The organism is Alteromonas sp. H39 (assembly GCF_047556435.1).
Taxonomy (GTDB): Bacteria; Pseudomonadota; Gammaproteobacteria; order Enterobacterales; family Alteromonadaceae; genus Alteromonas.
This window is the reverse complement of the sequence record NZ_CP180210.1, coordinates 3,574,503-3,592,525: the sequence shown is the minus strand read 5'-3', so window position 1 is coordinate 3,592,525 and position 18,023 is coordinate 3,574,503. Positions and strand designations below refer to the sequence as shown.

Sequence of the window (18,023 nt, the reverse complement as noted above, 5' to 3'; positions counted from 1 at the left end):
TTATCTATATAAAACATGGGCTTAAATTGAATACTACTGTTCAAACTCTTGACCGAAGATTCTCTGTCGCTCCAATGCTGGATTGGACCGATCAGCATTGCCGCTATTTTCTTCGTCTTATCTCGAAGCGTGCGTTGCTGTATACCGAAATGGTCACTACCGGCGCCATTATTTACGGCAAGGGTGATTACCTGGCGTTTAACGAGGAAGAGCATCCGGTAGCGCTGCAGCTTGGCGGCAGTGAACCTAAGGATATGGCGCGCTGTGCGGAAATTGCACAGGTGCGAGGCTATGATGAGGTGAACATCAATGTAGGATGCCCGTCTGATCGCGTGAAAAACGGCAGCTTCGGAGCATGCCTGATGGCGCAGCCTGAGGTTGTTGCTGAGAATGTTAAAGCGATGCAGGCCGTGGTAGATATTCCGGTTACGGTGAAATGTCGTATTGGTATTGATGATATGGACGAATACGCAGATTTCGCCCGGTTTATCGATATTGTTGCAAACGCCGGTTGTGATACGTTTATCGTGCATGCACGCAAAGCCTGGCTGCAAGGCTTAAGCCCGAAAGAGAACCGTGAGATCCCGCCACTGAATTATCCACGGGTTTATCAACTGAAGGAATCCCATCCTGAGCTGTCGATCAGTATCAACGGTGGTATCAAATCGCTGGAGGATACAAAAGCGCAGCTTCAGCATGTTGATGGTGTGATGATGGGGCGTGAAGCGTATGCCAACCCTTATATTCTGGCATCGGTAGACCAGGAGATATTTGGCGAGTCGGCACCGCTATTGTCTCGTGCTGAGATCGTACATGCAATGCAAGCGTATGTAGAGCGTCAGACCGACCAATGGTTTAAGCCATGGCATGCGGCGCGGCATATGCTGGGGCTTTTTCAGGGGCAGGCGGGTGGCCGTATCTGGCGGCGTTACCTGAGCCAGAATGGCACCGGCAAAAATCCGGATCCCAACCTGCTGCTTAACGGTCTGGATGCGGTTCTCACTGCGCAAGAAAACGTTAAAGCGTTTAACGATTCCAAAGTTGGTTAAAAACACTAAGCGGATTGGTTAAAAAGGCTACTATTTATACTTTCGTCTGATCCGCTTTCTTCCCTCATTTCAGAATCTCTTGAAAAAACTATTTTAATTCAAAGTCTTACGATTTTTTTCAAGCTTGGCACACCTCTGGCTATATCTCTATCGTAGCGACGACACGGCGTGGTCGCACTGACAGATACCAGAGGGAAACACATGAAAACTCAATCACTTATCGTAGCATCAGCATTGGTTTTAGGTTCTTTTAGTTCGCAGGTAAACGCGCAGGAATCAGGCCTTGAAAAATTCGTTGGCTACATGCTTAGCCAGACAGTCCAGATGACAAGCAATGAAATTAACCAGGGTGTGCAGCAAGTTGTCGCAAATACATCGCACATGTTCGAGTTGGATGGCAAAGCAATCACTGGTTCAGTGTCGGTAACTGATATTGCTAAAGCGGACAGTAAAAAAGCGAAAACACCTAAACAGGTTACTACCGAGTAATACTTTATGGTTCAGCAACTTAGTCTGCTAATCATAATGTTGATGCCCGTTGCTTCATTTGCATTTGGCGCATTACTGTTCACTACCCGTCGCCTGAGGTTTTTTACCCGACGGACAAGTACGAGACAATCGACGACAAAGGGTAGCTATTCTCCATAGCAGATAACCACACTCTCTGGTTATCTGCTTTTTTTCTTTATCAATCGACTTGTTCCACTAGTTTCACCCTGCTTAAAACACCACTCTTATCACACTGAATGACAGCCCTGATCCATTCGTTGAGGCTTTAGCTGCGTATAAATGTAACTCTATGTTCTAAATAGTGATTTTATTTCTTATGCTATTTTCACATTCGTGTTTGTCAATTTCACCACATCAGTTGGTCAAAAACGCTAATTAGATTAATGATTCATCAGCAGGACGATGGTGAAAACGAATAGAAAATTAAAAATGGCAATAAAAACAATGGTTTAAATAATTGGCACGCCAGTTGTAGTACCTTACTCAAGAAGCAACATCACTGTTGATTATTTATTGAGAGAAGAAGGAAAGACACCATGAGCATGTTTTCAAGAATGACCGATATTGTGCAGGCCAACATCAACGCCATGCTGGATAAAGCGGAAGATCCGGAAAAGGTAGTTCGCCTGATAATCCAGGAAATGGAAGAAGCGCTGGTAGAAATTCGCTCTGAGGCAGCCAAGTTTATCGCAGAGCAAAAGTACCTCTCCCGTCAGTTGGAGAAGTGTGAGAAAGAAGCGTCAAACTGGCAGGAAAAAGCCCAGTTGGCGGTAGACAAAGATAAAGACGAGCTGGCGCGTGCCGCGCTTGCCGAAAAGCAGCGTTACACGCAGAAAGGCGAAGCGCTCCAGCAACAATACGACACATTAACGGAATCGCTGAGCAAACTGCAGGAAGACACTGGCCGTTTGAACGCCAAACTGGCAGAAGCCAAAGCCAAGCAAAAATCGCTGGTCTCACGCAAGCAGTCTGCTGCCGTACGTCTAAAAGCAAAGAATATGGAACACAGCAGTAAAATTGAAAATGCGATGTCCCGGTTCGAGCAATATGAGCAGCGTATCGACAACTTAGAAGCGCAGGTCGATGCCTACGACATTACGTCGCACAACGGTGAAGCAAGCAGCCTGGAGGCGGAATTTAAAGCCCTTGAAGGCAACGATGCGATTGATAAAGAGCTGGCTGAGCTGAAGAAAAAGAAAGCCGCTTAATTTTATCAACATTATTTACAGGCCCGCCGTAAGGCGGGCAGGAAAACGCAGGAGAAAGACTATGAAAATGCCAACCTCAGGAAAACGTGTGTATCGCGATCTGGATAACGGTGTTGTCGCGGGTGTGTGTGCGGGCGTGGCGAAATATCTGGATGTTGACGCCGTCTGGGTTCGTGGTGCGGCGGTAATCGCGATGTTTATGATGCCTGCTGTTACCCTGCTCGCATACCTGGCTGCAGTATTTCTGTTACCACGGTGGTCGTTATGAAACAGTTTCTTATCGCTCTGGTAATTGGTCTGGTACTGGTTAATTGCTTTGGATCACTGGTCGGAGACTGGTTCGGTTTTCACATTATGATGGCGGATGAATATCTGTCTCCCTGGGAGAATATCCTGGCGCTGTCTATAATTGCCGTTGTCTTTGTTGTGGTAGGCTTTATAGTAGCGGTAAGTGTGGTGGGAACACTGGTCATGGGCGCGTTGGCCGCTATTGCTGCATTATTTGTAGTTGGAGTCAGTGCGTTATGGCCGGTTTTACTGATAATCGGTATTGTTTATGCCCTGCGCAGAAGCAACCGGGAATATGCCAGATAACTCTGGAAGCTAATCAAAATTCCGCAATAACCCGTATGCCATCATCATGTTTACCTCCGCTTTACGCGGAGGTTTCTATTAAGGAAGAACGAGGTACACATGAAGCAATATTTGAATGCAAAGTGGATAGGTCTGGTTGTCCTGATCCTGTTCGTGATTTTTTGGCTCATCGGTGTGTACTGGAGTTCTGAACCCGATACCTTCAGCATGGAAACGAAAGTTCAGGAAGCATCAACGGGATTTGATCATCAGTCTGTAGCAGGCTATACCATGACAACCTCACTCATTGAGGTCACGCGTACTTTGCTCGACAAACCAGGTGGTTACCTGTCCAATGACGTCATGCCGCCCAGCATATTCTTAGATAATATGCCTGCGTGGGAATATGGCGCCCTGGAGATGGTCAGAGACTTGTCGCGTTCTATGCGAAACGATTTCAGTCGTTCACAATCTCAATCTATTGAAAACAGCCTGCTGGCAAAAGCGCATCCCAAGTTTAATCTTGATCACAGAAGCTGGGTATTTCCACCGGCCGAGTCTTCCTACCGAGACGGTATCAAGTTGCTTGAGCAATATCGTCAGCAACTGGTAGACAGAAGCGATGCCGACAGTCAGTTCTACACCCGTGCTGACAATTTGCGGGAATGGCTTAAACAAATCGAGAAGCGTCTTGGCAGTTACTCACAGCGTTTAAGCGCAAGCGTGGGATCGTCACGGATTAATACCGATTTAGCTGGTGCGCCGAACGCGAAGCAGTCTACACCGTCAGCCGACCAGCGTGTGGTGAAAACAAGCTGGTGGAAACTGGATGACAACTTCTATGAAGCACGCGGCGCAACCTGGGCGTTACTGCACTTTTTGAAAGCGGTAGAAATTGAATTTGCTGATGTGCTGGATGATAAAAATGCCCGTGTCAGCATTCAACAAATTATTCGTGAGTTAGAGGCGACACAACAGACAGTGTACAGCCCAATGATACTGAACGGTGGTGGCTTTGGTATGTTAGCTAATCACTCGTTAGTGATGGCGAACTATATTTCGCGGGCAAACGCTGCTTTAATTGAACTGTCAGAACTACTAAATCAAGGATAACTCATGAAAAAATGCCTGACCGCAGCCGCTCTTGGCTGCGTTTTCTTTGCGTCTTCGGCAACGGCGGACACCATTGCCGGTGTCTATATTGGCGCTCAGGGCTGGAACACTTCAACTTCTGGCGGTTTCGCTGACTCTTCCTCAACCGCAAATTTTAACTTTGATGATGAAACCAACGGCGCGGCTTATATCGCCGTAGAACATCCGGTGCCGTTTCTGCCAAATCTGAAAGTTAATTATACGGGACTGGATACCTCTGGTGTTACCAATCTCGAAACCAGTTTCACATTTGACGGGAACTTGTATACCGCTGAAAGTGATGTCATGACCAACGCTGACATCACCTCTACGGACATTATTCTGTATTACGAGCTTTTTGATAATGATCTCATTAGCTTCGATGTGGGTCTGAACGGTAAGTACATCGACGGCACGTTGATTGTCGAAGACCAAGCTAGCAGTACCCGTGGCGTGGAAGAGTTCTCAGGTGTTATACCTATGGTGTATTCCAGAGTACAGGTTGGCCTGCCATTTACCGGACTAGCCGCTTATGCGGAAGGCAGCTATTTAAGCTTCGACGATCACACCGTCAGTGACTATCAGGTAGCCGTAACCTATTCTTTTATCGAAAGTCTGGCAGTGGATATGACGCTGCAACTGGGTTATCGGAACGTGCAGATAGACATTGAAGATCTCGATGATGTGTACGCCGACATGGAATATGACGGCGCCTTTGCCGGAGTGGAAATCCACTTCTAATTGCCAAAAGTGTGGTCTTAAGCACTTTCAGTAATAAAAAAGTTAGAATAGTTCTTTTCTCTTTCTAAGCAAACTCGTTAGCCTTATGTCCATCGTAATAAGGCTAATGAGTTATGTCAGAACAACCGAATCAACAATCTATCCCTGGTGCGGTCTTAAATGAGCAGCAGTGGAACGCGATCACGCAGGCAATTGCCGGCCTGAGCAAAGAACAGCTTACCTGGGTAAGTGGCTACATTGCAGGCATGGCTGCCAGTCAGGGTGGCGCTGCGCTGGCACCTGTTGTTGCGCCTGCCGCGTCTGGTAACAGCAATGTACTGACGATTTTATATGGCTCGCAAACCGGTAATGCCAAACACCTCGCACAGGCGTTTCAGGCGAAAGCAGAGGCCGCAGGCTACAATAGCAAGCTGGTTAGCATGGCGGATTTCAAGCCTCGTAGTCTGAAAAGTGAAACGCATCTTGCCGTTTTTGTCAGTACCCATGGCGAGGGTGATGCACCTGATGATGCCATTGAACTGCATGAATTTCTGGGTGGCAAGAAAGCGCCGAAGGTGCCAAACCTTAAATATGCTGTGCTAAGTTTAGGTGATAGCAGCTATGAATTTTTCTGCCAGACCGGAAAAGACTTCGATTCGCGTCTTGCCGCGTTGGGTGGTTCTGCCGTCATTCCTCGTGCCGATTGTGACGTGGATTACGAAGCGCAGGCTGAAAGCTGGTCGGATACGTTAATTGAAGCGTTAAAAGGCGACTTTGACAGTGCACCAGCCGCCTCCGTGGCCGCACAAACTGGTACTGCCGCACAAACGTTGGGTGCGACTTCTACTTATACAAAAAAAGCGCCGTTTAAAGCCACATTGCTGGAATCATTAAAGATCACCGGCCGCGATTCGGTAAAAGATATTCGACATATCGAAATCAGTCTGGAAGATTCAGGTATTACGTATAAGCCGGGTGATGCGCTTGGCGTATGGTTCAAAAACGCCCCGTCACTGGTCGATGCATTTTTAACTGAGCTTTCATTAAATGGCGATGACACGGTCACAGTGGCAGACGCAGAGATGAGCCTGCGCGAAGCGCTATCCAGCAAGCTGGAACTGACATTAAGCTACCCGAACTTTATTAAAGCTTATCAGGCCGCAACCGGTTCCGAGTCTCTTGCCACATTAATGGAAGATAAAGCCACACTGCGCACCTACATGGCAGAGCGCCAGCTAATTGACATCGTGCGCGACCATCCCGGCAAGCTAAGTGCACAGGAACTGGTTGACGCGATGCGCCCGTTAACGCCGCGTTTGTACTCTATTGCCTCAAGTCAGGCTGAAGTGGAAGACGAAGTGCATCTGACGGTAGCGCACGTTGATTATGACGCCTTTGGTCATCGTCACCAGGGTGGTGCGTCGGGTCATCTGTGCGAATATCTGGAAGAGGGCGGTGAAGTGGAAGTCTTTGTGGAAAGCAATGACAATTTCCGTTTGCCCGATGATCCTAACACGCCAGTGATTATGGTGGGTCCGGGCACAGGTATTGCGCCTTTCCGGGCTTTCATGCAGGAGCGTGATGCACAGGAAGCCGAAGGCAAGAACTGGTTATTCTTTGGTAACCCGCACTTCACGCAGGATTTCCTGTATCAGGTAGAGTGGCAGGGCTATGTGAAAGATGGTCTGCTGGACAAAATCACGTTGGCCTTCTCACGCGACCAGCAAGAAAAAATCTATGTTCAGCATCGCTTGAAAGAACATGGTAAAGAAGTATTTGAATGGCTTGAGCAAGGCGCCCATTTTTATGTATGTGGTGATGCCATGCACATGGCCAAAGATGTTGAAAATGCCTTGCTGGAGCTAATTCAAACCCACGGCAACAAGTCAGAAGAAGAAGCGAAAGCCTATGTCGTCGCGCTTCGCAAAGCCAAACGTTATCAGAAGGATGTATATTAATGAGTCAGGATAAATCCCCTTTTGTTGTCGAAGGCAAGCTGGCTGACAATGAGCGCTTAAAGCGTGAAAGCCGTAATTTGCGCGGCACCATTGAAGAAGACTTAAAAGATGATCTCACCGGCGGTTTTACTGCCGACAACTTCCAGTTGATCCGCTTCCACGGTATGTATCAGCAGGACGATCGGGATATTCGCGCTGAGCGTGCCAAGCAAAAGCTGGAACCGCTGCACAATGTGATGTTGCGAGCACGGTTGCCGGGCGGTGTGATCACACCGGAGCAGTGGCTGGTTATTGATAAGTTTGCTGAAGATCACTCGATTTATGGCAGCATTCGTCTGACTACACGCCAGACGTTTCAGTTCCACGGGGTGTTGAAGCCGAATATTAAGCTGATGCACCAGACGCTGAATAAAACCGGCATCGATTCAATCGCCACCGCCGGTGATGTAAACCGGAATGTGCTGTGTACCTCGAACCCGGTGGAGTCACAGGTTCACGTGGAAGCTTTTGAGTGGGCAAAGAAAATCAGCGAACACTTGCTGCCAAAAACCCGCGCTTATGCGGAAATCTGGCTTGACGGTGAGAAAGTTGAAACCACTGAAACGCCGGTAGAGCCAATTCTGGGCGATACCTATTTGCCGCGTAAGTTTAAAACTACCGTGGTGATCCCGCCGCAAAATGATGTAGATGTGCACGCGAACGATTTGAACTTCGTCGCCATTGCCGAAAACGGCAAGTTAGTAGGTTTTAACGTATTGGTTGGCGGCGGGCTGGCAATGACCCATGGCGATCATTCTACCTATCCGCGTAAAGCCGATGACTTCGGGTTTATTTCACTGGGCGATACGCTTGCCGTAGCAGAAGCCGTGGTGACCACACAGCGCGACTGGGGGAACCGGGTCAACCGTAAGAATGCGAAGACCAAGTACACGCTGGAGCGTGTCGGTGTAGATAACTTTAAAGCCGAAGTGGAAAAACGTGCAGGCATTACCTTTGCCCCCAGCAAGCCTTATGAGTTTACCCAACGTGGCGATCGTTTTGGCTGGGTGGAAGGCATTGACGGCAAATTCCATTTAACCGTGTTTATCGAGAATGGCCGTATCCTGGACTATCCGGGCAAAACACTGAAAACCGGTTGTGCGGAAATCGCCAAAATCCATAAAGGGGACTTCCGTTTGACGGCCAACCAGAACCTGATCATCGCCGGAGTGCCTGCGGATCAGAAAGAAACCATCGAAGCGCTGGCGAAAGAGCATGGCTTAATTCAGCCAGATACGTCGAACCAGCGTCTGGATTCTATGGCCTGTGTCTCTCTTCCAACGTGCCCACTGGCGATGGCCGAAGCCGAGCGTTACTTGCCCGATGCGGTAACCGAGTTGGAAGGTATTTTAGCTAAGCACAATGTGGCGTCTGACAGCATTATCTTCCGTGTTACCGGCTGTCCGAATGGTTGCGGACGCGCCATGCTGGCGGAAGTGGGTCTGGTCGGAAAAGGCCCTGGTAAGTACAACCTGCACCTGGGTGGGAATCGCGAGGGTACGCGTATTCCACGGATGTACAAAGAGAATATTGGTGAGCAGGAAATTCTTAACATATTAGACGAGCTAATTGGCCGCTGGGCAACCGAGCGTAACGACAAGGAAGCCTTTGGTGACTTCGTGGTCCGCGCCGGCGTAGTGAAGCCAGTCGTCGATTCCGCAAGAGATTTCTATGACTAACACAGCTACTGCATTGTCTGAGCCACTGTCTCTGTCTACCACACAGGCACAGATTGAACAGATTAATGCTGAACTTGAAAAAATGTCAGCGCAGGAGCGTATTGCCTGGGCATTAGATAACCTGCCGGACAAGCATATTGTCTCGTCAAGTTTCGGTGCACAGTCTGCGGTAATGCTTCATTTGCTCACGCAGGTGAAACCGGATATTCCGGTGGTGCTGACAGACACCGGCTATTTGTTCCCGGAAACTTATGGGTTTGTCGATACGTTAACAGACAAGCTGGGGCTGAACCTGCATGTGTATCGTGCAGAGGTTTCCGCTGCCTGGCAGGAAGCACGTTTTGGTCGTTTGTGGGAGCAGGGCGTTGATGGCATCGAGAAATACAACCGCATGAACAAGGTAGAGCCCATGCAACGCGCCCTGAGTGAGCTTGACGCAGGGACCTGGTTTGCCGGTTTACGCCGTAGCCAGTCAGACTCCCGCGAGAAGCTGCCGGTGCTGCAGAAAGTGGGAGGGCAGTTTAAGCTGTATCCTATCATCGACTGGAGCAATAAGGATCTACACTACTACCTGAAAGACAATGACCTTCCTTATCACCCGCTATGGGAACAGGGCTATGTCTCTATTGGCGACTGGCATACTACGCAGTCGTTGGAGGAAGGTATGAGTGAACAGGATACCCGTTTCTTCGGATTGAAGCGTGAGTGTGGCCTGCATGAATTTGGTGACGGTATCTAAGGAAGATGTGAAAAAGCGTTAGTTACTCAGCGAGTCCTGAAGTATGCAGTTGCAAGGCAGGATTCGCGGGTAATGCCAGTAGCCTTTGCCAGTAAATCGTGCGCTCAGGGCCCGCTTTTCGGGGCACATCGCCAGGCAGCTACTCATGGTTGGTCTTTTTTAACTTGCCCCGGTAGTCTTGCAAAAGACAGCCTTGTTGAGTCACTTAGCAGTACGCATGGGCAACCTTAGACCTGCTCGCATCCTCCCCAACCTCTAACGTCTTAATCATTTTGCCAGCCGGCCTCTGTTTCAGTTGAGAGGTTGCGTACTGGCTTCATATTCACTCCCGCTTATCTCTGAAGTATTAACCCAACGCACCGGCGGGTACCAGTTTTCGCCTCATCACAGAAGTATTAAAACGCCTGCTATATCTCGAAAGCCGGGGAGAGAGTCTGTCGTAATGCTTCCACATACTGGCTATTATCATGACGAGCGACCAGCTTATATAATTCGGCACCTACCGCTGTGAATTTGTAATACACCAGCGCCGTGCCGGGTTGTTTCGCCTGCAGTGTGAAATTCTCCGCACCGCAGCGCCAATGTGTTTGTTGCCCTGGCTGGAATTCTCCACTTTCAATTTCGCTGGAAAATATAAGCTTCATGTCAATGAGTGCGAGCAAGTCAGGGTAAGACAGGCCGTATACCGAAAGGTTAAGCTGTGCTGGCGCTGGTCTTGCGAGCAATGACCACCAGTTTTTACGTTGGTGATATCCCACCAGTATTCGCGGCACCGTATCACCCTGACGGCGGCTGGCAATCGACACTGCCTTACCAAACACTTTGGCGTCGCGCTGTGTCAGTGCCCGGAGTGTTTCCAGGCTACGAAGTGAAAAACTGCCAGGGTGACTCACTTCAACAGCAAAAATCTTCCCCCATAATTCCTGCATTGCCGGTGAATAGATATTCTCTGCCATGGCGGCAAAAGCAAAGAACCAGTCGGGGTCTACAGACTCTGCTTCGCGTTCGGCGACGCTGACGGAAAGCGCGATGGACAATATAGACTGTAGGTTACCAATCCGCTGTAGTTCCAGAATTTGCTTGCGACGCTCAGAGACCTGCCTTCTTTGCTTACTGTCTGCTAATGGCATATCTGGGCTAATACCGACACGTGAGAAAAGCGATACCATCTTGTCTTTAGATGACGTCGCAGGCTCGGTTTTAGGTGGCTGCGGTTTCGCCGACTCCGACGCAATTTTCTTCTGCGAGTCAGTTTGGTTTACCTTGTTAAGCGCGGATGTCAGATTGTCGTTAGTGATCTTCATGTGGACTTCATTTGGTAACGCTGGTACAACAAGGTGGTTAGCATAGATTCACACTATTGCATTGCCCCGATAACTTTGCAATTCCTGCAGGGGCGAGTAGGATGAATAGACTGGTAGTGAGGATAATCTAGAATATGTCGTCGGCTGGCTATGAAAATGATGAGCTAATCTTCCTGGACGAAGATGGACACACGGAACTTGATACGAAGGTTTATAAAACCTGGAATATCCTGATCGTCGACGACGATGAGGAAATTCACACCGTTACGCGCCTGGCCCTTTCTGACCTTATCGTCAGCGACAGGAAGCTAAATTTTTTACATGCTTACTCTGGTGAGCACGCAAAAGAGATCCTTAACGAATACGGCAGAGAAATCGCAATTATTCTGCTGGATGTCGTAATGGAAACTGACGACGCCGGCTTTGATGTTGTCACCTACTTGCGGGAAAAGCTGGAGCTACCAGAGCCGAGAATCATCTTGCGTACAGGGCAACCTGGTTACGCGCCTGAAGAACATGTCATTAAAACCTATGACATAAACGATTACAAAACCAAAACAGAGCTAACCCGCGGTAAGCTTATGACCACGGTCATCTCGTCACTGCGCTCTTATCAGCAAATCCTTACCATTAATCAAAGTCGCCTTGGCCTCCAGAAAATCATTTCTTCGTCAGCAAATTTGCTTGAAGAGCATTCGGTTAAGGGATTTTGTGAAGGCGTCGTTACGCAAATAAGTTCACTGATAGGCCTGGAAGCGGAAGGGTTAGTTTGTGCAAAGGCTGGCTCTGTCGTTGACCGGGATGACGACGGTGTATATGTGCTTGGCGCGGCCGGAGATTTCGCCTCGTTTATAAATGAGCCGATTGAGAATATTCATAACGACGAAATCATTGAACATGTGAATCGTTGTTTGCGTTTGAAGCGCCACATTTACGAGCCAAACTGTTCTATTCTGTATATTAACAGCTCGGGTTTTGAAGCTGCGGTTTATGTGAACATGAGTCGCGAAATCAGCAAAATGGACAGGACGTTGCTGGAAGTATTTTTATCCAGTATTTCTGTGGGTTACGAAAACGTGAATTTGTTTCATGAGTTACGTAACGCGGCATTTAGAGACTATCTGACGCGACTGCCTAACCGTAATGAATTCATAAATATGCTGGACCGGCCGCACCTGCATAAGACGGAATCGCCCATCGTCGCGCTGGTCGATGTGAATCATTTCTCAGATATCAACGATGGGTTAGGTCAGGATGCTGGCAACGAATTACTCAAGGCGATAGCGCAACGCCTTGAAACGCACTTCGAGCGCTCCGTAAAATGTGCCCGAATTGGCGGAGATGTTTTTGGTGTTATTGGTGATGCGTCGCTGGTAAATCCGGAAAATATCAACCGCGTGTTTCAGTCCTCGTTTCAGGCCGGTGATCATACGTTACCGGTAAACGTAACCATCGGCTTTTGCAAGTTGGAGGGGCAACGCAATGTTGGTCTGGATATTCTGAAACGGACTAACATTGCGTTGAACCGCGCGAAGAAAAATATCGCTGACAACTTCGAATACTTTGCCCCAGAAATTGAAGAGAAAACCGCGTGGCGCCTGAATTTGATCCGACGCCTGCGAAATGATTTTGCTGACCGAAAACTGGAGTTATGGTTCCAGCCACAAGTGGATTTGGTGAGTGAAAAAGTGATTGGCATGGAGGGGCTGCTGCGTTGGCCTGATGGCGAGGGCAACTTTATCTCGCCCGCGGTCTTTGTGCCACTGGCTGAATATTCAGGATTAATCGTGGACATCGGGCAATGGGTACTTGAAGAATCCTGTCGGCGTATTCAGCAGCTCACTGCAGCGGGATACGATGATTTGCGTGTTGCTGTCAATATTTCAATCCCGCAGTTCCGCGATCGCTGCTTCGTGGATAAAGTCAAAGGCGCACTTGCCACCTGTAATTGCGATCCCAGAAGACTGGAGCTTGAAATTACAGAAAGCGTGGTGATGGACGAGCCGCAAATCGTTATTGATGCACTGCGGGCACTGAAAGAACATGGTGTGGCAATTGCTATCGATGACTTTGGTACCGGCTTTTCATCAATGAGCTATCTGCAACAACTGCCTCTGGACAGACTAAAGGTGGATCGTTCGTTTGTGAGTGACATTTCCCCGGACAGAAATGCAGTTATCGCTGAAACCATAGTGACACTTGGTAATAAACTGGGGCTGACAACGATTGCTGAAGGTGTGGAAAAACGTGAGCAGGCCAGCTATATGATTAAACTTGGCTGCGAAGAGGCACAGGGGTACCTGTTTGCTAAACCCATGCCGTTTGATGATGTGATGACGTTTTTAAAATCGAGACAGTAATGGTTGTGCTTAACGCACCTTGCTAACAGATGCACAGAGAGCAATGATCAACTGAATGTGTCGCAAAGAGGCGGCATCAGGATGATAAGGAATTATGGCTCTCGAAGCGCAGGCTACGAACTTTATTTTTTAATAATGGTAATGTGGTTTCAATGAACCAAGGATTTTGTCGTAACCAGCGATTATTTCTTCCCGACGGATGGGGCAATACCATTAGTGTGGCTTCAGGGGTGTTCTGCTCTTTTACCGCTTGTGTCAGAGTAGGGTACGACGGTAAGTAATACTGTTGCGCGTAGCGTCCAATTAGCACAGTCAGTTGAGGCGATATGCAGCGTAGCAAGCGCTCATGCCAAGTGGGGGCGCATTCTTTTCTGGGGGGAGCATCCGCGCCCCGAACGTAACCGGGAAAGCAGAAGCCCATGGGTACCAAGGATACGTATTGCGCATTATAAAACGTATTGAATTCTATACCCAGCCAGTCCCGTAATCGGTTTCCACTGGCATCGTTCCATGGCGTGGATGACTGGTGAGCTTTAATGCCGGGGGCCTGACCTATGAGTATCAGCCTTGACGCTGCAGACGCAGCCAGCACAGGATTCGGGTCATAAGGCAAATGTGCTTCACAAAGCCTGCATTGCCTGACTTCCTTTATCAGTCTGTCGAAATTTTTTTCAGTAAATCTCACAATACTTCACTCACTGTCACACTTCTGTCATATTGCTGTGATCTAAAATTGACCAACTGGCGTTTTTACTGTATCTTAATACATAACAGTAATAGGTACTGTACCACAGGAGGAAAGACATGCGTAAAGTAGTACTAGGCTTAGCAATGCTATCAGCTTTTGGTGTTGCGCATGCGGAATCTGGCGAAAACCAGCTTTTCGATTGTATGGATGCTAAAACGTTCGAAATGAATAACCAATGTATGTCTGACAAAATCAGCAATAACATTCGTTTCCGCGATGCACAAACTGACTTGGTGAACATGGCAAAAGATAACAATGGACAATATGCTATTGCTACCATGACGTTCGACCAGGAAAAAATGCAAATTGATATCGTTGCGCACAGAGAAGCATTAAATGCGTTAAATACTCTGGCGGCAAACCGCAAATAAGCATTTAGTAAGCTTGTAATAAAAACCGGCGTATTGCCGGTTTTTTTGTATTAAATCTAGGCCTTTAATCTATTGTTTCATTTAATTACGCCACAGATGGTGTGTAATTCTCTTCGATCTTGGGCAAAGCCAGTGTCTCCATCCAGCGTGACAACAGAAACCGGTAACAATATCTTTGTTATCGTTAACAGACCCTCTGTGGCGCTGCATAAGTAGTAACAGACTAAAAAATTCGATTGAGTCCGTTTAACGCCGCCACCCGATAAGCTTCAGCCATTGTGGGATAGTTAAACGTGGTATTTACAAAATAGTCTATTGTGTTTCCCCCGTTCTTTTGCTGCATAATTGCCTGTCCGATATGGACAATCTCGGAGGCTCGCTCTCCAAAGCAGTGAATACCCAGCACTTCTTTGGTTTCACGATGAAACAGAATTTTCAGGCTTCCTACCTGAGTTGACGCTATTTGCGCCCGGGCCAGATGCTTAAACTGCGCCCGCCCCACTTCATAGGGCACCTTCGCCTGGGTTAATTCCTGCTCCGTTTTTCCTACTGAACTAATTTCCGGGATCGTATATATCCCCGTGGGGATATCTTCAACAAGGGCAGAGTGCGTTTCTCCCTGCAACATCGCTTCGGCAGCAAAGCGGCCTTGATTATAAGCGGCAGACGCAAGACTGGGGTAGCCGATGACGTCACCTACAGCATAAATATTCTCTACCTCAGTCTGATAGTTTTTGTTTACGTTTACCTGGCCACGCGAGTCAGCCTTGATGCCGACATTGGCTAGATTTAGCATATCGGTATTGCCGGTTCTGCCATTAGCGAAAAGCAGACAGTCGGCTTTCATACGCTTCCCTGACTCCAGGTTTAGGATCACACAATCATCTTTACCTTCGACTGACTTATATGACTCGGTATTTCGAATCACAACGCCGTTGTTCCATAAATGATAACTGAGGGCGTCAGAAATCTCGGTATCCAGAAAGGACAAAAGTCGGTCGCGCATATTTACCAAATCAACTTTTACACCCATGCCCCGGAATATACTGGCATATTCTGACCCAATGACGCCCGCACCATAAATGATGATGGATTTAGGATCGTGATCCAGCGACAAAATAGTATCAGAGTTGTAAATACGAGGATGGCTAAAGTCTATATCTGAGGGGGTATAAGGTCGGGAACCAGTGGCGATGGCAATTTGGCTCGCAGTAATGGTATCGCGGGAGCCATCAGCCCTGATAATTTCCAGAGTATTGGCGTCAATGAAGCTGGCTTCGCCATGGTATAGGGTTACCCGATTTCTGTCATAAAAAGAGGAGCGAAGTCGGGTCTGCGCACTGATCACGCCACTGGCATGTTTCATAATTTCCGCGAACGTCAAATTGCGGCTCACTCGATTATCTGCGAAAAGTGGCGTGGTGTTGTATTCAATGAGACGGCTCACTGAATGACGTAGCGCCTTTGAGGGAATGGTTCCCCAGTGCGTACAACCACCGCCAACTGCCTCATATCGTTCCACTACCGCTACATTTTTTCCTGCCTTGGCCAGCTGCATTGCAACACCTTCTCCACCGGGGCCGGTGCCGATAACAATGGCGTCAAACTGATACTTCGGGGTGGTGTTTTTTGCCGTCTTCTTGGTCATTGCGATACAGATCCTATGAGAGAGGGGAGAAAAAATAGTATGACAAAATAAAGTCTAGCAAGTTTATGATAAGAATAAAAAAGTATTGCTGAAGAGGCACTGCACCCTGAACTTTTCTGTGAAATATTCAAGTGAGTTTTACGTAACGCCTATGTCCTGAGGTATACAGAGAATAAAAAGCGTACCTTCTGGTGAAGAGTCGAAAGATATTTGACCTTCAAGAACCCGGTTCACCCATTGGTGAACGAGATGCAGGCCAAGGCCAGTATTGCCCTTATTTCTTGCTGTGGTGATGAAGGGGTCGAAGAGACGATGCCTGACTAAATCACTGATCCCGCCACCATTGTCACGAATGGTTATCGTAACCTGCTCCCCCTGCACAGAAGCTTTTAGGTGAATATGAAGACGTCTACCATCGACGTTAGCATGATCGATACAGTTGGTGATTAGGTTTTGCAGAACCTGAGACAAAATACCCGGGAAACTCAGCATAGTAATATTCGCCGGAACGGATACGTCGAGAGTTGCTTCTTGCCGCTTTAGCAGGGGTGACAGAGACCTGACTAAATCATCAATAGTTAGTGCAAGATCAAAGCTGGCTGATTCTTCATTGCCTCTGTCAACCGCCAGTCGTTTGAATCGCTTTATCAAATCGCCAGAGCGGTTCAGGTTTTCCAGCGCAAGCTGAGCACTATCGGCGCAGTGCTTCAGGTAGTCATCGAGTTGCTTTTTCGATAACCCATTGCTGGCCTTTTTGACAAACTCCTGCGTTCGTTGCTGAATACTGCTTACTGACATCACAGCACCACCTATCGGTGTGCTTAACTCATGCGATACGCCCGCGACGAGAATACCCAGTGACGCCATTTTTTCAGCCTCAACCAGCTCATCCTGAAGCAGTTTTTCTCTTTCCAGGGATGTCGCAAGTTCATTTTTATCTTTCTTCAGTTGCTTGCTTAACACCTCCAGCGCAAAAGTGTTACGCCAATCCCGATAAAAAATCAGACCGCTGATTAGCAGCACCATCAGCGCCAACCCTATGGCTGGTAGCAAGGCCTCTCTATGCAAGCGGGAGATAATATTGCTCTGGGTTTCGGCCAAAAAGTACAGAGTTGCAGACTGCTTGGTCGAGCCTGTATTCAGTCTAAATTTGTGACCACTGTAAATATCGTCACGGGAGTTCCTGAATAAGGCTACAGCGGACTGTTCATTCAAAGCCAGATAAAGCTGGGGGGTGTCTATTTTTAGACTGTGAGGCGTGCTACTTCGATCAATTGTCCACTCCTTTGCAGGTTCAGTATGTAATAGCCAGCGGTCATCATTGCTGGCTATCAGCAGATGAACATGGTTAGTGGAGAGCGTCTTCAACTGAGAAAATAACGTTGTCAGTGCAATATTGACTACAAAGAACCCATCTCCCAACGGATGATTGCTGTGTGCTCTGAGAATTCCTCTGATTGTAGGTTCATAAGGCGTTTGTACTTGTCCGCTTTCCACATTCAGGTCGATTGAAGATACCATGAGCTCTCCTGGACGGAGTGCGGTGGCCTGTTGGTAGTATTGTCGCTGACTTTTATCCTGTAAACCTGAAGGAGGCACGCTAACGGCGTTGCTGCCGTCAAAATTTATGCGGTACATTTCCATACCTTCAACCGAGAGCCAGCGTATTTGGGAAATGGCAGGATGCCCTTTTCCTATCCTCATCAAAGCATCAATGATTGTCGATGAATCAGCCCGTTCGGTAATCAAATCCTGCAGATGAGTATCCAGTAATGTAGTGCTTAGTCTGACATCACCCATTTCTGCACTGAACAGACTACTTGCGCGTCCCAGCACACCATTATGTTCACCTGCTAGTTTTTGGAGTGCACCGTCCAGCCTGACGAGATACAAGGTGTAACCTGTACTCGCCGCTAAAAAAAAAGCGACTAACAGCATCCACCATGTCGATGCTCGCAATAAAACAGGGGTGATTGTTTCACGCAT

At 48.0% G+C, this 18,023-nt stretch carries 16 protein-coding genes; 12 read left to right on the top strand and 4 right to left on the bottom strand.

The annotated features are described in order from the left end of the window. Positions 1-74: 74 nt before the first annotated feature. From dusA to ACLBLI_RS15635, 10 genes are all read left to right on the top strand, one after another. Entirely contained in the window at positions 75-1,049 is a 975-nt protein-coding gene (gene dusA / locus ACLBLI_RS15680; protein WP_414828513.1) for a tRNA dihydrouridine(20/20a) synthase DusA, read from the top strand. Positions 1,050-1,250: 201 nt separating this feature from the next. Further along, the gene (locus ACLBLI_RS15675) at positions 1,251-1,538 is read left to right on the top strand and encodes a hypothetical protein (RefSeq protein ID WP_414828512.1); all 288 of its coding nucleotides are present in this window, start codon (positions 1,251-1,253) and stop codon (positions 1,536-1,538) included. A gap of 557 nt (positions 1,539-2,095) precedes the next feature. Continuing rightward, the gene (pspA, locus tag ACLBLI_RS15670) at positions 2,096-2,767 is read left to right on the top strand and encodes a phage shock protein PspA (RefSeq protein ID WP_414828511.1); all 672 of its coding nucleotides are present in this window, start codon (positions 2,096-2,098) and stop codon (positions 2,765-2,767) included. Between the two features lie 61 nt (positions 2,768-2,828). Further along, positions 2,829-3,035, top strand: coding sequence for a PspC domain-containing protein (locus ACLBLI_RS15665; RefSeq protein WP_414828510.1), 207 nt, complete (start codon positions 2,829-2,831; stop codon positions 3,033-3,035). Next, a complete protein-coding gene (locus tag ACLBLI_RS15660) occupies positions 3,032-3,361 on the top strand; it encodes a hypothetical protein (RefSeq protein WP_414828509.1) in 330 nt (109 codons plus the stop codon). Before ACLBLI_RS15665 ends, ACLBLI_RS15660 begins: the two co-directional genes overlap by 4 nt. Before the next feature lie 99 nt (positions 3,362-3,460). Further along, positions 3,461-4,453, top strand: coding sequence for a DUF2333 family protein (locus tag ACLBLI_RS15655; protein WP_414828508.1), 993 nt, complete (start codon positions 3,461-3,463; stop codon positions 4,451-4,453). Between the two features lie 3 nt (positions 4,454-4,456). After that, on the top strand, positions 4,457-5,212 hold the full coding sequence (locus ACLBLI_RS15650; protein WP_414828507.1) for a TIGR04219 family outer membrane beta-barrel protein: 756 nt from the start codon (positions 4,457-4,459) through the stop codon (positions 5,210-5,212). A 113-nt stretch (positions 5,213-5,325) separates the two neighbouring features. After that, complete coding sequence (locus tag ACLBLI_RS15645; protein ID WP_414828506.1) at positions 5,326-7,149, top strand: assimilatory sulfite reductase (NADPH) flavoprotein subunit; 1,824 nt, start codon at positions 5,326-5,328, stop codon at positions 7,147-7,149. After that, positions 7,149-8,867 carry an assimilatory sulfite reductase (NADPH) hemoprotein subunit gene (cysI, locus tag ACLBLI_RS15640; RefSeq protein ID WP_414828505.1) on the top strand — a complete coding sequence of 573 codons (1,719 nt, stop codon included), beginning with the start codon at positions 7,149-7,151 and terminating at the stop codon, positions 8,865-8,867. Before ACLBLI_RS15645 ends, cysI begins: the two co-directional genes overlap by 1 nt. Then, a complete protein-coding gene (locus ACLBLI_RS15635) occupies positions 8,860-9,606 on the top strand; it encodes a phosphoadenylyl-sulfate reductase (protein WP_414828504.1) in 747 nt (248 codons plus the stop codon). The genes cysI and ACLBLI_RS15635 overlap by 8 nt, the downstream gene beginning before the upstream one ends. 407 nt (positions 9,607-10,013) lie before the next feature. On the opposite strand, the gene ACLBLI_RS15630 is transcribed toward ACLBLI_RS15635, so the two are convergent. Further along, a complete protein-coding gene (locus tag ACLBLI_RS15630) occupies positions 10,014-10,910 on the bottom strand; it encodes a TIGR03899 family protein (RefSeq protein ID WP_414828503.1) in 897 nt (298 codons plus the stop codon). A 134-nt stretch (positions 10,911-11,044) separates the two neighbouring features. On the opposite strand from ACLBLI_RS15630, the gene ACLBLI_RS15625 reads away from it, so the two are divergent. Next, a complete protein-coding gene (locus ACLBLI_RS15625) occupies positions 11,045-13,270 on the top strand; it encodes an EAL domain-containing protein (protein WP_414828502.1) in 2,226 nt (741 codons plus the stop codon). Positions 13,271-13,346: 76 nt separating this feature from the next. On the opposite strand, the gene ACLBLI_RS15620 is transcribed toward ACLBLI_RS15625, so the two are convergent. Beyond that, entirely contained in the window at positions 13,347-13,955 is a 609-nt protein-coding gene (locus ACLBLI_RS15620) for a uracil-DNA glycosylase family protein (protein ID WP_414828501.1), read from the bottom strand. Positions 13,956-14,074: 119 nt separating this feature from the next. On the opposite strand from ACLBLI_RS15620, the gene ACLBLI_RS15615 reads away from it, so the two are divergent. Beyond that, a complete protein-coding gene (locus tag ACLBLI_RS15615) occupies positions 14,075-14,389 on the top strand; it encodes a pyridine nucleotide transhydrogenase (protein WP_414828500.1) in 315 nt (104 codons plus the stop codon). Between the two features lie 223 nt (positions 14,390-14,612). On the opposite strand, the gene sthA is transcribed toward ACLBLI_RS15615, so the two are convergent. Both sthA and ACLBLI_RS15605 read right to left on the bottom strand, forming a co-directional pair. Further along, a complete protein-coding gene (gene sthA, locus ACLBLI_RS15610) occupies positions 14,613-16,037 on the bottom strand; it encodes a Si-specific NAD(P)(+) transhydrogenase (RefSeq protein WP_414828499.1) in 1,425 nt (474 codons plus the stop codon). 138 nt (positions 16,038-16,175) lie between these two features. Next, complete coding sequence (locus tag ACLBLI_RS15605) at positions 16,176-18,023, bottom strand: sensor histidine kinase (RefSeq protein ID WP_414828498.1); 1,848 nt, start codon at positions 18,021-18,023, stop codon at positions 16,176-16,178.